Source organism: Geobacillus sp. CX412 (assembly GCF_027942335.1).
Taxonomy (GTDB): Bacteria; Bacillota; Bacilli; order Bacillales; family Anoxybacillaceae; genus Parageobacillus_B; species Parageobacillus_B toebii.
In genome coordinates, this window is sequence record NZ_CP103461.1 from 3,243,730 (window position 1) to 3,262,716 (window position 18,987).

An 18,987-nucleotide genomic window follows, 5' to 3' on the forward strand; every position below is an offset into this window, starting at 1 on the left:
AGTTCCCCAGATTTTTTAGCAAACAAAAAAGGCCCAGCAACTGCTGGTCCGTGCCAATAACGGTTATTTCATTGCTTTTCCTTGTACAGAACGAGCAACCATTATCATTTCTTCTGGCGTTAAGTCCTTCGAAGCGAGCGTAAATTCGACTCCTTTATACGACCATGTAAGAGTCTGATCTGTCAACGCGCCGATCGCAAAACCTAAATCAATCGGTTCGCCATTGACAAGTGTCGGAGTGCTTGTTGCCGGCAATACTCTCGCTTTCTCTTGGACTAACGTGAATGATTTTTCGCCTCCAAATGTCATAATAATCCGTTTCCCATCTTCGGCAGCAACTTCTTTTTCATCTATTTGTTTTACCCCTTCCGGTAAATTGACCGGATACATTACTTCAATCGCTTTGTCTTCCGCTTTTGCCATCGTTGGTACTTCTAAGCGTGCTCCTGTCATGTTTTTAGAGGTATCAAACGCATCATCATCAAATTTTTTATTAAACTCCACTTTTGAAAATTGTACGGTTAACAAGGCGTTCCGGTCTGTATCCATCACTTTGACGGATACCGGCGATAAATCTTTTTTGTTTAACGTAATTTCTTGCTTTGGAATCATGTTGCTGTTCGGATAGTTTGTTTTCGTTTCAAATACGTAATGATTTTTCGTCGCTTTAAAACCCGCTTTCGAATCGCTTAAAATGTCTTTGACCAGTGACTCATACAAATACGCTTGACTGCTGTTTTTCGGCCAATCACTTTGGAAACGGAAGCTTTTGTTTAGCGCCGGAGTAAAAACAAAAACCCCTTCATCGTTGCGTAAAATCATCTGGCTTTGACCTTTGTCGGCATTTTTTAAGCTGACACGGTAGTACGAAGGCTGCTTATACCAAATTTCAACATGGTATACTTGCGGCTTAGATCCTGTTTGAAAGGTCATTTTTGCCTCTGCTTGGTAACTTGTCATCTCATCCATCTTTTCATCCAGCGCTTTCATCACGTCTTCTTGTGATTTTGCCCAGCAGCCAGTTAAAGCGACAAGCAGTATGATGCCCATAAATACACTAAACACTTTTCTCCTCATCGTTTCAACCCCTTTGTCTCATATCGATTTCCATCTGTGCATTACAATATATGAGACAACTTAGGGGAATATGCAGACTAGCTATGACAAGCGCTCAATAATGACTTGAGCAATCGCATAATCGCGGCTATGAGAGATCGAAACGTGAATGCGGCAATCCTTCCCATTTGAAACAACGATCGGTTTTCCGTTATCGTCATTCATAATTTGGATATCATGAAATGATACATTCTTTCCGATTCCTGTTCCAATCGCTTTTGCATATGCCTCTTTTGCCGCAAACCGCCCTGCCAAAAATTCTACTTTTCGTTTCGGTGATAATTGAAAAAAAATCCTTTTTTCTTCCTCCGTTAAAATTCGATCAATAAATTTTTCATTTTTCATCATTAGTTGCTCAATCCGTTCCAATTCTACAATATCGATGCCAATCCCGATAATCATCGTTCTTCTACCCTCTCTATGTACATACATTTTAATAAACGAATAAAGGAGCGAAGTTTATGTTTGCGCGCATGGAAAATGCCCATACATTTTTTCGGTTTTACCCTGTCGTTTCCATCCTTGTCGCCCTTCACGTAGTGATTTGGTTCACGTTTTTTTTACGCATTCCTATAGCCGAGCCATTATGGGAAAAAATGATTGGTTTTAATGCCGCTGTACAGAACGGGGAGTATTGGCGGTTAGTAAGCCCGCTTGTTTTGCATGTACGGTTTGAACATATGATCATCAACTCCATTTCTCTCATTTTATTCGGACCTGCTTTGGAAAAAATGTTAGGGAAAAGCAAGTTTCTGATTCTTTATATTGGCAGTGGAATATGCGCCAACATTGCAACATTTTTTGTTCTGCCAGCGATGTATAGTCATGCTGGAGCTTCTGGGGCCATTTTCGGTTTGTTCGGCATGTATGGATACTTGATCGTATTTTGCCGCGATATAATCGAAACACAACACGCGCGACTTCTTTTTGCCGTCATATGTATTAGCCTATTTATCTCATTTACTGCCCCTAATGTAAATATGGTCGCTCACCTGTTTGGTTTTTTAGGCGGTGGGATCATTGCTCCTTTCATTTCTTCCCATCTGCATCCACATCAGCCTTTTCTTCTTCATCGCTAAGATTCCGCTTTCTTCATTCATGAAAGCGGGATCTTAATTACCGAATGAGAAAACTTGCACCATCAATCCATTCGATTTCAGGAAATTGCCAATGGAATTAAACGGGAACTGAAGCGAAAAAAACGAATATCATGCACTTTGTTATGTTTCAACAACCGTAAACAATTATGCAAATTAGAAATGGCAATCCGTTCTAGTTTTTTTATCGCTTCATCCCGATCATGTATTTTTTGAAATTGCGCAAATGTCATCGTTTGGAAGGAGAACAATTTTGTAAATGTACACTCATCGCTACATAACCAAGCCGGACAATTGTCATACGAATCACCTTTCATCTATCAGCATATTGTATATTCATAATGTCTACTGTCCGGCTGTCATTCATGCATACGGATTTTCCCGCTTTATTGGATCGCTCAAATAAAAAACGGCGCTTATGCGCCGTTTTTTAACGGGCAACGCGCCGTTTTTTTGTACGCTCTTTCGGTTGACTGCCTTGACGGTTCCCGCGCTTTTTCTCCCGTTTTACCGGAAGCGGCGGCTCTTCCGTTAATTGCACTGGCGTTGTATCAGGCTCTTTTGTCAACATTTTAATGCACGCGGCGACAAGCGACACGGAATCATGTTCTTCCAATAACTCTTCGGCAGCTCGTTTATAAAAAGAAAGATTTTCCGATTCGACAGTCGCAACCAGCTTTTCCACAGCGATACGCTGTTGGCCTTCTAGCGCCTCATCAAGCGTCGGCGGCTTCATCCGTTCCATCTTCCGTTTTGTCGTGCGCTCAATATTATGAAGCTGTCCAATTTCCCGCGGCGTAACAAACGTCATCGCTACACCTGTTTTTCCAGCGCGCCCGGTGCGGCCAATACGGTGAACGTAGCTTTCCGGATCTTGCGGGATATCAAAATTGTAAACGTGCGTCACGCCGGAAATATCCAGTCCACGTGCCGCTACATCCGTAGCGACTAAAATTTCAATCGAACCTTCTTTAAATTTACGAAGAACGGATAACCGTTTCGCTTGGCTCAAATCGCCATGAATTCCTTCGGCAGCGTACCCACGCAAGTTGAGCGCTTCTGCCAATTCATCCACGCGCCGTTTTGTACGTCCGAAAACAATGGCTAACTCCGGCGCTTGAATATCCAATAAACGCGTTAAAATATCGAATTTCTTCTTTTCTTGCACTTCTAAATAATATTGTTGAATATTTGGAACCGTCATTTCCCTCGCTTTTACTTTCACAATGTGCGGCTCATTCATAAACCGTTCGGCGATGCGGCGGATTGGCTCCGGCATCGTTGCGGAAAATAATAATGTCTGCCGTTTTTCAGGAACATTGCTTAAAATCGCTTCGATATCGTCGATAAACCCCATATTAAGCATCTCATCCGCTTCATCAAGCACAACGGTGTGCACGTTGTCTAACCGAAGCGTCTTACGGTTGATATGATCAATAATTCGGCCAGGCGTTCCTACAATGATGTGCGGGCGTTTTTTTTAATGCGCGAATTTGCCGCTCAATATCTTGCCCTCCGTAAATCGGCAATACTCGAACGCGCTTGACTGCTCCAATTTTATAAAGTTCTTCCGATACTTGAATCGCCAGCTCCCGCGTCGGTGCCACAACAAGACCTTGAATGGCTTCATTTTTTACATCTACTTTTTCAATGAGCGGAATACCAAAAGCAGCCGTTTTACCGGTGCCAGTTTGCGCCTGCCCAATGACGTCTTTATTTTGTAGACTTAACGGAATCGTTTCCGCTTGAATCGGGGTCGTTTCCTCAAATCCCATCCGGCGAATCGCCTTCATTAATTCGTTGCTTAATCCTAATTCATGAAACGTTGTCAATGTTATTCAAACTCCTTTAAATTTCCTTACTATCCGAAATGAATCGAATAAAAATATTTAAGAGTTATCATACCATTTTCACGTTCTGTTTTCAATAAATACCATTTTCTAACTTATTTTCCCGTAAAAATTTTTCTACTTCGCAAAACAATAGATATCGGTCAGGGCCGTGGCAGACGTGATGGTATGATTCTCGTAACAATAACAGCTTTTTTTGCGATGAACCGATCTTATTATATAAATAATGGGCGCTTTTTACCGGAACGATGCCATCTTTTTCACCTTGAACAATCAGCGCCGGAATATGTACATTAGGCAAACGCGGCCGGACTTCATTGACTAATTTTCGGAACTCTAATATGGCTGTAAGCGGCGTTGCTAAAATTTTATTTTTGTAACGGATAAAAAGCGGATTTTCGCGAAGACGCCTCCTCCATCCATCACGAACGATTTCATGGATATCTTTTATTAATTGACGCGGATTGACATAATAAAAAGCGGCGCTTAATAGCACAAGCTTGTCAATCTTATATTTTTCCGCCAAATATACCGCGATTACTCCACCCATCGAAAAGCCGATGACATAAACCGTTTCGCATATTTCCATTAATGCTTGCAATTCCCTTTCTGCCGCTTGAAACCATTGATCATAAGTAATTCCTTTTAGTTGCAGCCGCTTTCCATGTCCGGGAAGTGTCGGCGTTTTGATCACCCAGTCCGTTCGTTTTTGTAAATATTCCGCCAGCGGAGCTACTTCATCAGGGCTTCCCGTAAATCCGTGTATACATAGACACCCAATCATCATCATCACCATTTTCCAAAAAAATCAAAAGCGGCAGTTAGAAACGCCGCTTTTATTTTTTCACGGTTGTTTTCATTTTACACAATGATATGGTTATTGCAAATCAGGAAGCAACTCTTCTAGCTTCATTCCACGTGAAGCCTTCAGCAAAATCACATCGCCAGAGGAAACAACCGCAAGCAAGTCTTTTGCCAAAGACTGCTTATCTTCATATGCTTTCACGCGCCCATCTGGAAAAAACGGCTGTGCCGCGAGCGCAATATGACGTGCTAACGCTCCATACGTAAATACATAATCGACCATTTCCGGCCGCAGCATCGCGCCGATTTCCCGATGAAACTCCGCTTCTTGATCGCCAAGCTCCAGCATGTCTCCTAATACAGCAATCTTTTTCTCATATCCCGTCAATTCGTGAAGCAATTGCAACGCCGCTTTCATCGATGTTGGGTTAGCGTTATACGCGTCATTAATAATCGTCCAGCCTTTCTTTGTTTCGATTAATTCCATGCGCATACGCGTCACTTGCAATTGTGAAAATGCTTCTTGAATCTTCTCCCAGCTTACGTGAAAAAAGCGAGCTACAGCGATAGCAGCCAACGCGTTATATACATGATGCTTCCCTAAAATCGGAAGGAAAAAGGAGCGATTTGGCGCCTGATGAACGGTAAACGTAGTGCCATTGGCCTGTACATGGACCGCTTTCGGATAATAATCGTTTTCGCTTCCTTGCCCAAATCTCAAGACGTGCTCAGGCAGCGGCAAGTCTGGAACCCGGTTCACCAGCAACGGCTCATCTCCATGATAAACAAAAAGGCCGTTCTTTTTTAAACCCGATAAAATTTCTAATTTTGCTTGAGCAATCCCTTCGCGTGAACCTAGTTCTTGCAAATGCGATTCGCCAATATTTGTAATAACTGCCGCATCCGGCTCGGCGATGTTAGATAATAATTCGATTTCGCCAAAATTGCTCATTCCCATTTCGACGACAGCCATCTCTGTGTCTTCTTCCAAGCGGAGCAATGTCAATGGTACGCCAATATGATTGTTCAAATTTCCTTCCGTCTTTTGTACTTCATAGGTGGTTGCTAATAATGATGCCACCATATCCTTTGTCGTTGTTTTGCCATTGCTCCCCGTAATGCCGATGACTTTTACCGAAAGCTGCTTGCGATACCGATGCGCGAGGCGCTGGAGCGCGCGCAACGTGTCGTCCACGATAATCACTGGCACGTCTTTCGGCGGGGTTCCTTCCGTTTCCGCCCAAAGCACAGCACTCGCGCCCTTATCGAGCGCATCTTGGACAAACGCATGACCGTTAAACTTAGCTCCTTTTAATGGAACGTACAAATTGCCTTGTTGAATCGTTCGCGTATCCGTTGAAACCCCATGAACCATTATGTCGAAAAAGCCGGCCGCTAACCGCGTCCGTCCACCATCGACTGTATATCGCGCAATGTACGAGTGATCATCTTTTTTCACCTTCATTTTTATTTCTCAAACGTATACGTGATTGTTTGCTTTTCTTCATGACGTTCGATCGCTAATTGTACAAGACGTTCAATCAGTTCTGAATAGGAAATGCCGCTATGTTTCCATAACAAAGGAAACATACTATACGGTGTAAACCCAGGCATTGTATTAATTTCATTAATATACGCTTCGCCGTCTTCCGTTAAGAAAAAGTCGGCTCGTACGAGTCCAGAAAGGTCAAGCGCCTTAAACGCGGTAATCGCCATTTGTTTAATCGTTTCATACTGTTCTTTTGTAACGTCTGCCGGAATAATTAATTCCGTATTACCGTCTTCATATTTCGCTTGATAATCGTAAAATTCTTTTTTCGGGACAATTTCTCCAACAACCGAACAAATTGGATCATCGTTGCCGATGACGCCGATTTCGATTTCACGCCCAACAATCGCTTCCTCAACAATAATTTTTCGATCATACTTAAACGCCTCAGCAAAAGCCGCTTTTAAATCATCGCGCTGCTTGCATTTCGTAATCCCGACGCTTGATCCCGCATTCGCCGGCTTGACGAAACAAGGGTATCCAAGCTCTTGTTCCACCTTGTCATAAGCCGCTTCTTCGTTTCTACTCCATTCCCGCTTCGTAAACGATACGTATTTTGCCTGACGTAATCCTGCTTGCGCAAATAAGTTTTTCATCACCACTTTATCCATCCCGACTGCGGAGGCAAGCACACCGTTTCCAACGTATGGAATATTAAGGAGCTCAAGCAACCCTTGCACCGTGCCATCTTCTCCGTTCGGCCCATGCAATAATGGAAAAATGACATCCACTACCGCTTCCTCTTGCTTTTTCCCGTCCGCAACCGCCGGCGTTTGATTTAACGCTACCGGTATAATGGCTTTTGCGTCAGATTGAAACTGCAATTGCTTTATATCATTTACTTTTCCGGTCAACCGTTCTCCCTTGATCCACTGTCCTTCTGTTGTAATATAAATCGGGATGACGTCAAATTTATTTTTATCAATGGCATTCATCACCGCCATCGCCGTTGATAAAGATACGTTATGCTCAGGCGATTTGCCGCCGTATAAAATTCCAACTCTCGTTTTCATTTAGGCTCCTCCTCTTTGTTTACCATAGTTTCTATTTTAACACGTTTCCAGCATAATCGTATGGTATTTTATATGAGTAATATAGGTTGTTTCGTCACTTTGAAAACAGTAAAAACACCATCTAACCCATTCGTTAGATGGTGAAATCTCTATTTCCAGAGAGCACGGTATTGTCCTTGATACATTGCCACAATCTCTTTTAATGCGTCTTGCGCCGTTTTTTCAATCTGTGAAAAATATTCATGCACCCGTCGATAAAAATGATTTTTTTCTATTTCATCCGTGAGTACATGAATGATTTTTCGTTCGTAATAACGAAACCCTGTCAAATTATAAATCAATCCATGTTTTTCAAGATATTGCAAATTAATTTGTTCTTGACCAGGCAAGTAACCAACCGTAAAAACAGGCAATTGTTTATGCAGCACTTCACTTACCGTAACGCCGCCTGGTTTTGTAATTACCGCATCTACTTCGTTATACAAACGATTCATCTCTTGTGGGCTAGATATGTATGAGAAAGGGCGAATATGTGGATGCTTCCAGCTTGCGATTTCATCATATAACTTTTTGTTCGTTCCACATAGTACCGAATAGCGAAATAAACGGGAATCTTCTACTTTCTTAAAAAAATCGACAATATTGCCTAGTCCTTGGTTTCCTCCCGCCAACAGCAAATGAAACGGGCGTCTTTTCCCCCTCAGCTCGGAATGTTTCGTCATAAACACTTCATGGACGGGAATACCTGTCACAATAATTCGTTTTTCATCAATATGATATTTCGTCATTAACTCCTTTTTTGCGTCCGCATGTGGAACAAAATGATAGTCGATGTCCCGTTTCCCCCATACGCTATTGATGAAAAAATCGGTATATACGTTGATTACTGGTATTTGAATCAGCTTCTTCCGCTTTAGCCGTTGCAAAATGCGCGATGGGAACGAATGAGTGCAAATAATGAGTGTCGGTTTCTCCTTCTCCAACATTTTTTTCATTTTATTTTCAAAATAAGGCAGCCATGGCTCAAAAGAAACGAATTCTAACCGATGAACATCATAGTACATAAACGCCTTATAAACACGATGATAGGAAGCTGGATGAGAGCGAATCCATCGTAAATACATTTCAGAAACCATTTTTTCCATCAGTTCATTACAATAGCTTAAAAAGTCGATTTTTTTACAGTATATATCTTGAAATTGCCTTTGCAGAAAATCAATCAACGTATCGGCTACTTTATGATGGCCTGTGCTCATTTGGAACAATGGTAATACAAGAATTTTCATCATCGTTAGCTCCCTTTAATTTTCAAAAGATTTTTTGCGAAATTGCTGTCCAACCCACACTCCAAGCAGAAACAACAAAAATAAAACAATCCCGATCATCGGAAAATAAATCAGTGGAATTTGCACATGTTGACCAAGCAGCATTCCAACAACGATGATGGGAATCACCCATATCGCTGCGCCAACGGATGCAAGCAATAAAAACAAACGGAAAGGAAAGCGGATCACACCAGCCATATATGGCGAAATTTGCCGAACGCCGGGGACGTAATAGCCAAACAAAATGACCCATTTTCCATATCGATGAAACAACTTTCGTGTTCGCTCCCATTTTTCCTCTTTTATTCCTACATACTTTCCGTACCTTTTAATAAATGGCGCTCCTAAAAAGCGGCCGATGCCGTAGGCGACGATCATTCCTATAACAACACCGCCCCAGCTTACGATAAAACAATATTCCCATAACAGCTGCTTCCTGGCAATAACAATCCCTAGAAAAAACAGCAAACTCTCTTCCGGAGCGGGAATGCCGACAATGCCAAAAAACAGAAACAGAAAAATAATCACATATCCATATGATTGCACGTACGAAAAAAGAATGCTCGTATCCATAGATCCCCCAATTATATCGATGAAATTTGTTTATTAGTTTGCTCGTTCAGCAAATCTGTAATCGTCACCCAGCGCATATTTTTCGCTTCTTCTTCCTTCAATAACAATTCCAACGCCGAAAGCATTTGTTCTGGAGCCAATTCATCAGCGCCAAACGTTTTCCCGCTGTCATGAAGAACAATCACCGCTCCATCTTTCAAGCTATTTTTCAGCCGATTAAACAATTCCATTGTACCAATTTTGGCATTCCAATCGCCAAGAATGTCCGTCCACATCACCGTCGAATATTTTTTCTGCAAAAACGGGGTGAACAAATTAAAATGCCCCCACGGCGGACGATAATACATCGGCCGCGTTCCAACAATTTGTTCAATAATATCCGCGGATTTTTGCAATCCTTTTTCTAAAAAAGGAGGGAAAATAAACCAATTGCTTATATGTCGATAGTTATGCATCCCAATTTCATGGCCTTCATCATGCATTCGTTTCACAATATAAGGGTATTGCTTCGCCTTTTTCCCAACAACGAAAAAGGTTGCCTTCACTTGATGTTTTTTCAACAAATCTAACAGTCTCGGTGTATAATATGGGTCGGGACCGTCATCGAACGTTAACGCGATCATTCCTGGTTGTGTCCCTTTGCGGTAAATGCGAAAATTTGTTTTTCGAATAAGAACTGTTGGAACGATGCCGTATAATATCATTACTCCAGCGAACAAAACGATCCATAGCATCGTTTTCACCTCTTTATTTGTACTTTACCAGTACTCTTTTTCTTTGAAAATAGAAAATTATAATCCTATTTATCTTTATTAATCATTTTCACGTAACCATTTCCAATTTTACATTTTTTATTAAATGAATAAAATCAGTCATATGTTATATACCGCAAGCACTTTCATAAAAATAAAAAAGAAAAAGATACAAACATTGCCTTGATTCTTCTCCATCTAACGAAATTTTCATGTTTTCGCACCTCAAGCGTCAATTTGCTATAATACAATACGATATTAAAGATAGTAATAATCGTTTTTAAAAGGAATGTAAAATTTCAATATGCTCAAAAAGATAGGTGATTACATTGAATAAAAAAATTATTCTTACCGGCGGCGGAACAGCCGGGCACGTGATGGTCAATTTAGCGCTCATTCCCAAGCTAAAAGAACAAGGCTGGGATATCGCATATATCGGTTCCCACCAAGGTATTGAGCGCGAACTAATTTCGAAGGTGGAAGGCGTGCCTTATTTTCCGATTTCGACAGGAAAACTACGCCGCTATTTCGACTGGAACAACTTTAAAGATCCATTTAAAGTCCTCAAAGGTACATTTCAAGCGTACCGCATCATTAAAAAAGAAAAACCGAGCATCGTATTTTCCAAAGGTGGATTCGTTTCCGTCCCCGTCATTATCGGCGCATGGTTAAATGGCGTCCCATCCATCATCCACGAGTCCGATATTACCCCGGGACTTGCCAATAAAATTGCGATGCCGTTTGCGACAAAAATTTGCGTCACGTTTCCAGAAACACTCCGCCATGTCAAAGAAGAAAAAGGGATTTACATTGGCGCGGTGGTGCGTGAAGAATTAAAACGAGGAAACGCCGACAAAGGGCGGGAGTACTGCCAATTTGAAAAAGGGAAACCCGTTCTTCTCGTCATGGGCGGAAGTCTCGGTTCGAAGCGGATTAACGATGCACTGCGCGCCAATTTACAGACGCTTCTTGATGATTTTCAAATCGTCCACATTTGCGGAAAAGGAAATGTCGACCCTCAATGGACGAACAAAAAAGGCTACAAACAGTTTGAGTACGTTCATGAAGAGCTTCCTCATCTGATGGCAATGGCGGATATCGTCTTATCACGAGCTGGCGCAAACTCGATTTTCGAGTTTCTCGCCTTGCGCAAACCAATGCTGCTCATTCCTCTTTCCAAAGAAGCAAGCCGCGGCGACCAAATTTTAAACGCCCGCTCTTTTGAAAAATCCGGCTACGCGGAAGTGCTGATGGAAGAAAACTTAACGAACAAATCACTGCGCAATGCTATTTATCATCTTTACCAAAACAAAGACCGCTACCGGCAAAACATGGATCGGTCCGACGCGGGAGATGCACTGCAAAAGTTGCTGACGTTGATTGAGGAAGCAAGGAAAAGTTAAGTAAAAAAGACGAGGTTGACTCAAAAGGTTGCTAAATCTACCTTTTGAAGTCAGCCTCTCTTTCCCATTTTCCCTATTTTTATTATCTATTATTTATTACACTTACTAATTCCTTTAGTGTGTCATTAATTGGTATAGTTGAAAACCTACAAAAAAGACACCAATTGCTACTAGAGACAATACTTGTCTTGATTCTTCACAAATATCACCTCTTTATATGCACTAGCCGAAAAAGTACCTTCACTTTTACTATATTTAGAGTCTGCTTTAGCTGAATTTTTTCTTAAAAAGTTAAAGAGCGTAATCTCCGACTCTTCTTCTATTGCGCTTTCCACCGTGATAGCTAAACTATTTAAAATCCCTTGAATATATGTTTTGCTGTCGGAAATAATTTTCCATTTTTGCTTGACACATTACCTTATTAGTGTGAGTAAAATGTTTGTGGGAAAAATTCTTAGAAGTTCCCCGATGAGGGGGTTGGGAACGTAGGTTCGCAATCCCCCCTCATCGGGGCCACCAAGCGAAGCGCGGTAGGATCCCAAGCAGGAAACATGAAAAAAGGACTCTCTCCCTGGTAAGATGTTCATTGACCACACTACAAACAGGAGGAGAGAGTCCTATGAATATTCAACAACATCTTACCACAAATTCGTTGACATGGAAAGAGATCGAACTTGCTTTGTTTCGAGCCTTGCAAAACGCCTTCGCCGAGCTGTTTACGGCTCTGTTGGAGGACATCGACCGGCAATTGGCAGAGAATCGAGATAAGCGCCGATACCACTTGAAAGACAAACGACGCACCACGATTCAAACCCTGTTTGGCGAAGTCACCTTTGAGCGAAACTACTATTTAGACCGAGAACAAAACCGTTACACGTTTTTGCTTGACTCCTTTTTAGCGTTTGATGGATCACAGTCAATCAGCCCTTGTCTAGAAGAAACAGCGGTGGGATTGGCGGTGGAGTGCTCTTCCTATCGCAAAGCGGCTCGTACGCTTGCCCAGATGGTCGGGTATCCGGTGATGAGCCATGAGGCGATCCGCCAGTTGGTGCTCGAGGCCGAAGTTCCGCTGCACTGCCCGGTGGACCAGCGATATGGACGGGTGCTGTTGGTGGAGGCCGATGGACTGTTTGTTTCCCGCCAAGGGAAGGGAAAACGGGCCAAGGAAGACAAAATCCTGACCGTTCACGAAGGATGGAAGCGCAACGGCTCCCGGATCGAATTCGTGAATCAGCGCCATTACGTCCATGAGGGCAAGGGGGAGGTGTGGGAAGGCTTCGAGGAATTTTTGATAAATGAATATGCCTATGATCCTTGCCGGGATCTTCTTGTCATCAACGGGGACGGCGCTCCATGGATTACCGCGTGCCGGGAGTATTTCAAGGGACGGGTCTGCTTTCAATTGGATCGATTCCACGTGGCGCGTGAATTGCGCCAATGCCTCTCGGGCCATCCACGGTGGCAGGCGATTCGGCAAAAGCTGGTGAAGCAGGATGAAGAGGGGTTGCTTGTGGAACTGAACAGCGCCCTCGGTACGCTGGGGGACGAAGCGAAAGAACAACAGCTGGCTGCCTTGATCCACCGGATCGAATCGATGCCGGGATGCATCCGTGATTACCGGGAATGGCTGAAGGAGCAAGGAGTGGACACAACGGGCATGTATCCGATGGGGAGGGCTGAAAGCGTGATGAGCCAGTTGGCGTATCGGGTGAAATACCGCCGCAGTTGGACAGACAAGGGACTCAGGGCGTTTTTCAAGGCAATGATTGCCCGGATGGATGGGATTCGTCTTTTCGGACGTCGTTTCGGAGAAGAATCGTCGCATCCGGCGGAGGAAACGGCATCCACTAAACAGACGGTCGTGAACAAGGCGAAACAACGCGTCCGCCGTCTTCTTCCGGAGGTAACGCGGAATAACGTGCCATATTTACAGCAATCGTCCGGGACACCGATCTATCATGCCCTGTCTGAACTCAAAGGATGGTAAAAAAGGTATACATATCGATCTGTCATGGCAAGGGATGAGAGTTCGAAAGCGCTTACGGATAAAATTCAAAAAAATGGTTCGCCAATCTATGACTTACACCTGTTTTCAGCGAACCAAAAAAGTTCCCACAAAATCTTGACTGACTCACCTTATTATCTCCCGTTTTCAACAGTTGTAAATATATAGTATAATAGGAAGGCAATGGTACGGGGAAACTCAAGGGTGGGTCGGCATTGTACCCCTTTATATGCAGAAAGGGGGTGATGCCGATGACAGTGTTTGAAGCGTTAATGTTTGCGATAGCTTTTGCAAGTCTTATCGTTTCAATACTGTCTTACAACCAAAAGAAATAATCCACCCTTGAGTTGTCGGAGCTACGGGTGGATTATTTCTGCCCTGCTGCCGATCCCCCTTTCAGGGAACCGTTCTATTGCAGGACCGAGGGTGTTGCAACACCCTTGGTCTATTTTATTTATACGAACCTTCTGTATATATTATACATGATTAGTGTCGTAAAATGAAGGCTTTTGTTTGATGTTGATCAAGTCCTAATGATTGTGTAAAATTTCGCTCTCAGTCCATTGAACTTGGATCACCGGAAAACAAAATCGTTTTTTGCCGTTTTCTTTTTATACAAATTTCAGGATTTAATCCAGTTTCCTCCTTTTATAGATACTTTCCACATGAATTTAGAATGCTTGGTAGTTTAAAGTCCTTCAAACACTTTCTCCATTTCATCTATCACACGCCCCATTGTCACTACGATTATAAAAAATAACCTTTATCGTGTGTCCGGGTCTAATGAGTAAAAACCCTATTTTTAGCATATATTTCACGTAGAAACTAATGATATTCATGCCATTGTATTGTCCTTAGATCATCATATTGTTCACCTTTAGAAAAACCATAGTAATATTTTGACTTTTTATCGGCAGAAAGAGCTATTGGGTTGATATCTCTTTCATTCAACTTCCCTTCCCAGTAAAAAATCTCGATATTCCCTAGATGCATTGGTCGCAAAAATCTTTCTCCGTCCGGACCAGCTTCAACATATTTAATGTCATTTGTATTTGTTTTAAAAGCCAACATAAGCATATTAATGGTTTGATCATTTATCTTGGCGTAGCCAACTGTTTCAATATCATTTTTTAAATTTGATTGATAATTAAATGCTATCTCACTTTTCCAGAATGGTCCAAAAGGCTTAGATATGACAGTTTTATAGGATTGATCGTTATCCTGAAAAATATATATTTTGTTTTCACGAGCGCTTATTTCTTTTAGTAATACAGCATTCTTATGTATATAATTGTTTTTCTTAGCAGCGTTTAAAGGAGTAAGATGTAAATCCAAAAAAAATACAGTACATGCAAATACAAAAACTAATATAAAAAAGACGATACCTATAAGCTTTTTAACAGGTTTTCTTTTGTTCATAAAGATTCCTTCCTCATTCATTATCTTGTCAAGCCGCTCAGCTCCCCCCATTGTATCAAAAGGAATTAGAAAAAACATCCGTATTTTCCGCAAATTTGATTGCAGAAAATGCGGATGTTTAAGGATATCCATGAGATTGAACAATCGGTGGCAGCATCTTAGCGTACATCGAGCATCACAAAGAAAAGTTTTTCAGGGCTTAGGACGTTTCACTTGAGAAGCAACAAGCAGAGGGAGCTTGATCTATTATTTTCCAATTTTTAAGAAAAGTTTTTACTTCCTCCTTTCCCATCCCTTGTTCTTCAATGATCCTGAAAAAGCGCAAGCAGCAGCTCTATATGCTACTGAGGTTTCCTGTCTGCTCTCTGAATGAAAACAACTGTTGTAAACATAAGCACGATAACCGTTATCGACAAAATCACAAATTTCCTTAATAAAAACGGATCCCAAATGGGCGTCTGGAATAAAAAGGATGTGCGGCCACGGCATAAATTCCCCTAACGTTACCACTTCTAAAACCGTATAAATGATAATATTTTATCGAGCCATAAAAAAGCAGCAAACTAATACCAAATTTGTTCTCAGGTGCTTTGGTATTAGTTTGCGAATAATGAGGCTATAATAGTTATCTCTTACTACCGCTTCGCCAGATTGGAAGTCAGTCCCTCTTTCCCATTTCAACAGAAAATTTATCCTTTTCCCTATGGTAGGAATTACTTCACTTTTTCAAGTTTAAAGTGGTTGATTCTGTAAACTTCATCACAAAGAATATCAATATCCTCTTGATTATGGCTGGTAAGCAAAATAGTTCTCCCTTCTTGCTTGAATTTTCGGAGTAAATTGCGGATATTTTCAACGCTTTCAGCATCCAAAGCATTAAATGGTTCATCTAAAATAAGTGTTTGTTGATCTTCCATAATGGCTTGAGCAAGGGCAAGCTTTTGTTTCATTCCAAGCGAGTAATGTTTTACCTTTTGTGTCGATTCTGGATTTAATCCAACCATCTTCATCGTTTTCTTTATTTTGTCATCATTAATTTTGTTTCTAATTAGGGCTAATGCTTTTAAATTATCAAACCCTGTCTTTCCCGCTATATATCCAGGCCGATCAATGATAATCCCAAAATTATTCGGAAACCGTTTATTGGTACCCAACTCTTCCCCATCCACGATCACACTACCGTGATCAGGAAATATAAATCCGCATATTAGTTTGAATAATACTGACTTGCCAGAACCGTTAGGACCAATAATTCCATAAATTTTCCCCTTTTCCACTGCAAAATTCATATTTTCAAAAATCGTTACCCCTTTAAAAGATTTACTGACTTGATTCAGTTGTATATGTGGCAACTTCCTCACTCCCCTTTTTATAAATCAATGTCTTTTTTATGAAAAATATACAACACAAAAATTATTCCTAAAATATTCCATAAAGATAGAACCACACTTATACGATAAATAGAGTGATCGCTTAATATATAGCCAATACTATTCAATCCAGATGGAATGATTAACCAATTATTAAGACCTGGAAACATAAAGATCGAAAGTATACAAATAGCCAATAGACTATAAAAAATTTCTTTGCTTAGCCAAGAAATAATAAACACAAATAACACATAGAAGAGAACTTGTAGATAACCATTGACAAAAAAATGATAAAATACCTCGAATATCGTAATAGAGTTATCAACAGAAATATAGAAATCAAAAGAAAAACGTTTCAAAGAAGAGAGCAATAACGAAAATAATGCCAATATTAACAAATAGAATGCAATATATATCATTATTTTGCGATACCATTCCCAAAACCACTTACTTATAGAGCGATAACGCAAAAGCTTATAATAACCAATTTCCGACAATTCCCTTTGTAAATACAATTGTATTAAATAGATAAAACCAAAATATATAACCCAATAAGACAAAAATGACTTTAAACTAAATGTTTGGTTTGAACCGCCTATAAACATGAAAATAAATTGATCCCAAATGGTTTTTCCTAACTTTTCTCGCATACCGGACCATAATGCTATGACAATCAGTGCAAAAAAAATGATATAGCCCCAGTTATATCGCAATTTACTAAATATTTCATCATTTAAATCTATTCGATTTACACTCCATACAATCAACGTCGCCAATCCTATTACAATTGCGAACGGTCCCCATATATTACCGAACTGTGCAGCCCCCGAATGTAAAATGAGGTAATTGCACAAATTGAATAAATAAGCATGACTAGGAAGAAGTTTAAATGACACTCCACTATATACCCATATGAAAACCGCAATGAATATGACAATACCTTTTCTTTGTGATTTTACATAAATGATGGCTAGAATAAAGTGGATACAAATCAAACTTAGAATGAGTAACGAAAGATGTAATAACAATGCTAAAAAGGGTGTATCTATAAATTTTTGCAATATTTGCGTTTCACTTAGAGAACCATCAAGCTTACTAAACGGGCTCCAACCAGCAAAAGAAGGAGCGCCAATTAATAAAAGCCCACTCACTGCTCCCCAAACTATCGTTGCTATACTGAGGCTTTGAACAAATTTATTTAATGTTTGATACACCCAACTTCGATAAGAACCTAATCGTATAAGAATCGTGTACTCAAAATCAGATATGATAATCGAAATAGAACGGTATAGTAAAACAGGTAAAATGAAATACAAAATAAGATAAATATCACTAAGAAAGCTATGCAACAAGTCCCACTTGTTCAACGATAATTTTGTTTGAACTGAAAAATAATATATTTGTTCTTTGCTTCTTGATCCATATATGTAAATAATCATTCCAAAGATAATCCATTTGAATGTAAATAGTTCGTCGATGAAATCTTTCCATTTACTTCTTAATATCCTAGCCATAGTGTTTGTGTAGATTCTCCTTTAAATAAAATCCTAATATGATAATGACAATACATAATATTGCAAATGGGACGAATACCGTCCACAAAGGTTGTTGTGAGATACTAAAAGGAAAAATAGTATAAGTGGGTGAAAATTGCTCATATCCAAGAATTTGCGTAATAAAATTGCCTAACAAATAATACATAAATGGGATGGAAAGCGCAACAAAAGGTTTCTCTAAGATCATAACTAGCAATAATCCCATTGTCGCATACATCATTCCATTCAGTCCTACCCATAGCGAGTAAATAATTCCATATGGCAATGTTCCAAGAAAAAGCAATTGCTCAAACGTTGTATAAGGAATAGGATTGCCATCTGCAGGATATAAATGAACGATGTCCAAAACAGGTTCAATATACATAGAAAATATAAAAGGGACGAATACCATCAAAAAGGCTATCAAAAAAGATAGAATCGCATTGACTACTAATTTGCTAAATAAGTAAGTAGCCAAAGGGATACGAATACGCACATACGGAATAAAATGGTTTTTTTGTTCACCAACGAAGTAAATCGCATACACAAGAACCATTATGATAGGAAAAAGCAGCGGAACAAAATTAGAATTTAATCGTAGAAAAAGATCTAATTGTCTATAATAAACATAATTCTCTTTAATCAATAAAAATTGAATGGTGGGAAGAACCAATATCAATGCCGCCCAAATCACACATTGACGCCAGGTGACGGCTCTCATCAATTCTACTTTCACCTGATGACTTAACATTTTTGACATCCTTTCCTGCTCTTAGTTTTAGTTTTGAAGAGAATGGCTCGGTCCATTCTCATTGTGAATTAATTGCTTCTCCACTCTCCCTTTACCCTTACGTCTACCAATTGAGTAAGATCCGAGCTGAACTCAACTCGGGCATCCTTACCTGATTTGATCGAATTAGGCAATTTGAATGGCCCCCAACGGTTGCGATACGAACCCAAGGCCCAGTTCCCCCGCTATAAGAATGCGCTCTTGCATCCAATGCTTTTCCAAGTATAGATACTTTCAAATCAGCTGATGCACCGGTAGTAGATTTGGTTTGTTGAGGAGTAAACGCATTACCGTTTAACTTTGGGACAATTACGTCATACCCGCCATACGTTGTACCGGCCTGAGCCAAGCCTCCTGCCGCGAGAAGCCCTGCTGCTAAGGTAAGT

General features: G+C 40.6%; 15 protein-coding genes and 3 pseudogenes. 4 read left to right on the forward strand and 14 right to left on the reverse strand.

What is annotated here, in order from left to right:
• Positions 1 to 63: 63 nt before the first annotated feature.
• Both NXM86_RS16885 and acpS read right to left on the reverse strand, forming a co-directional pair.
• Positions 64 to 1,077: a LolA family protein gene (locus NXM86_RS16885; protein ID WP_081189843.1), complete on the reverse strand. Its 1,014-nt coding sequence runs from the start codon at positions 1,075 to 1,077 to the stop codon at positions 64 to 66.
• A gap of 81 nt (positions 1,078 to 1,158) precedes the next feature.
• A complete protein-coding gene (gene acpS, locus NXM86_RS16890; RefSeq protein ID WP_012748962.1) occupies positions 1,159 to 1,518 on the reverse strand; it encodes a holo-ACP synthase in 360 nt (119 codons plus the stop codon).
• Positions 1,519 to 1,577: 59 nt separating this feature from the next.
• On the opposite strand from acpS, the gene NXM86_RS16895 reads away from it, so the two are divergent.
• Positions 1,578 to 2,195, forward strand: a complete 618-nt coding sequence (locus tag NXM86_RS16895; protein ID WP_089096744.1) for a rhomboid family intramembrane serine protease — start codon at positions 1,578 to 1,580, stop codon at positions 2,193 to 2,195.
• Positions 2,196 to 2,281: 86 nt separating this feature from the next.
• On the opposite strand, the pseudogene NXM86_RS16900 reads toward NXM86_RS16895, so the two are convergent.
• From NXM86_RS16900 to NXM86_RS16935, 8 genes and pseudogenes are all read right to left on the reverse strand, one after another.
• Positions 2,282 to 2,514, reverse strand: a pseudogene (locus tag NXM86_RS16900) (UV DNA damage repair endonuclease UvsE); the annotation flags it as partial.
• A 212-nt stretch (positions 2,515 to 2,726) separates the two neighbouring features.
• A pseudogene (cshA, locus tag NXM86_RS16905) lies at positions 2,727 to 4,045 on the reverse strand (degradosome RNA helicase CshA); the annotation flags it as partial.
• Between the two features lie 91 nt (positions 4,046 to 4,136).
• Complete coding sequence (locus NXM86_RS16910; RefSeq protein ID WP_169712544.1) at positions 4,137 to 4,847, reverse strand: alpha/beta hydrolase; 711 nt, start codon at positions 4,845 to 4,847, stop codon at positions 4,137 to 4,139.
• Positions 4,848 to 4,940: 93 nt separating this feature from the next.
• Positions 4,941 to 6,316 (reverse strand): annotated as a pseudogene (locus tag NXM86_RS16915) (UDP-N-acetylmuramoyl-tripeptide--D-alanyl-D-alanine ligase).
• A gap of 18 nt (positions 6,317 to 6,334) precedes the next feature.
• Positions 6,335 to 7,429 carry a D-alanine--D-alanine ligase gene (locus NXM86_RS16920; RefSeq protein WP_062678769.1) on the reverse strand — a complete coding sequence of 365 codons (1,095 nt, stop codon included), beginning with the start codon at positions 7,427 to 7,429 and terminating at the stop codon, positions 6,335 to 6,337.
• A 149-nt stretch (positions 7,430 to 7,578) separates the two neighbouring features.
• The gene (locus tag NXM86_RS16925; RefSeq protein WP_062678770.1) at positions 7,579 to 8,718 is read right to left on the reverse strand and encodes an MGDG synthase family glycosyltransferase; all 1,140 of its coding nucleotides are present in this window, start codon (positions 8,716 to 8,718) and stop codon (positions 7,579 to 7,581) included.
• Positions 8,719 to 8,730: 12 nt separating this feature from the next.
• Positions 8,731 to 9,327 carry a DedA family protein gene (locus NXM86_RS16930; protein ID WP_062756420.1) on the reverse strand — a complete coding sequence of 199 codons (597 nt, stop codon included), beginning with the start codon at positions 9,325 to 9,327 and terminating at the stop codon, positions 8,731 to 8,733.
• Positions 9,328 to 9,338: 11 nt separating this feature from the next.
• Complete coding sequence (locus NXM86_RS16935; protein ID WP_089096740.1) at positions 9,339 to 10,061, reverse strand: polysaccharide deacetylase family protein; 723 nt, start codon at positions 10,059 to 10,061, stop codon at positions 9,339 to 9,341.
• Positions 10,062 to 10,408: 347 nt separating this feature from the next.
• Between NXM86_RS16935 and murG the strand changes: the two genes are divergently transcribed.
• The 3 genes from murG (at position 10,409) to NXM86_RS16950 (ending at position 13,822) form a co-directional block, all read left to right on the forward strand.
• On the forward strand, positions 10,409 to 11,482 hold the full coding sequence (gene murG, locus NXM86_RS16940; RefSeq protein WP_062756422.1) for an undecaprenyldiphospho-muramoylpentapeptide beta-N-acetylglucosaminyltransferase: 1,074 nt from the start codon (positions 10,409 to 10,411) through the stop codon (positions 11,480 to 11,482).
• Positions 11,483 to 12,101: 619 nt separating this feature from the next.
• Entirely contained in the window at positions 12,102 to 13,469 is a 1,368-nt protein-coding gene (locus tag NXM86_RS16945) for an ISLre2 family transposase (RefSeq protein ID WP_190305579.1), read from the forward strand.
• Positions 13,470 to 13,759: 290 nt separating this feature from the next.
• Positions 13,760 to 13,822 carry a hypothetical protein gene (locus tag NXM86_RS16950; protein WP_498959058.1) on the forward strand — a complete coding sequence of 21 codons (63 nt, stop codon included), beginning with the start codon at positions 13,760 to 13,762 and terminating at the stop codon, positions 13,820 to 13,822.
• A gap of 490 nt (positions 13,823 to 14,312) precedes the next feature.
• Here NXM86_RS16950 and NXM86_RS16955 read toward each other — a convergent pair whose 3' ends face one another.
• The 4 genes from NXM86_RS16955 to NXM86_RS16970 form a co-directional block, all read right to left on the reverse strand.
• On the reverse strand, positions 14,313 to 14,906 hold the full coding sequence (locus tag NXM86_RS16955; protein WP_171699445.1) for a hypothetical protein: 594 nt from the start codon (positions 14,904 to 14,906) through the stop codon (positions 14,313 to 14,315).
• 713 nt (positions 14,907 to 15,619) lie between these two features.
• The gene (locus NXM86_RS16960; RefSeq protein ID WP_049625389.1) at positions 15,620 to 16,258 is read right to left on the reverse strand and encodes an ABC transporter ATP-binding protein; all 639 of its coding nucleotides are present in this window, start codon (positions 16,256 to 16,258) and stop codon (positions 15,620 to 15,622) included.
• A 17-nt stretch (positions 16,259 to 16,275) separates the two neighbouring features.
• A complete protein-coding gene (locus NXM86_RS16965) occupies positions 16,276 to 17,790 on the reverse strand; it encodes a permease (protein ID WP_328268169.1) in 1,515 nt (504 codons plus the stop codon).
• Positions 17,783 to 18,571 (reverse strand): ABC transporter permease, encoded by a 789-nt coding sequence (locus NXM86_RS16970; protein WP_375217084.1) that lies wholly within the window; start codon positions 18,569 to 18,571, stop codon positions 17,783 to 17,785. Before NXM86_RS16970 ends, NXM86_RS16965 begins: the two co-directional genes overlap by 8 nt.
• Positions 18,572 to 18,987 lie beyond the last annotated feature (416 nt).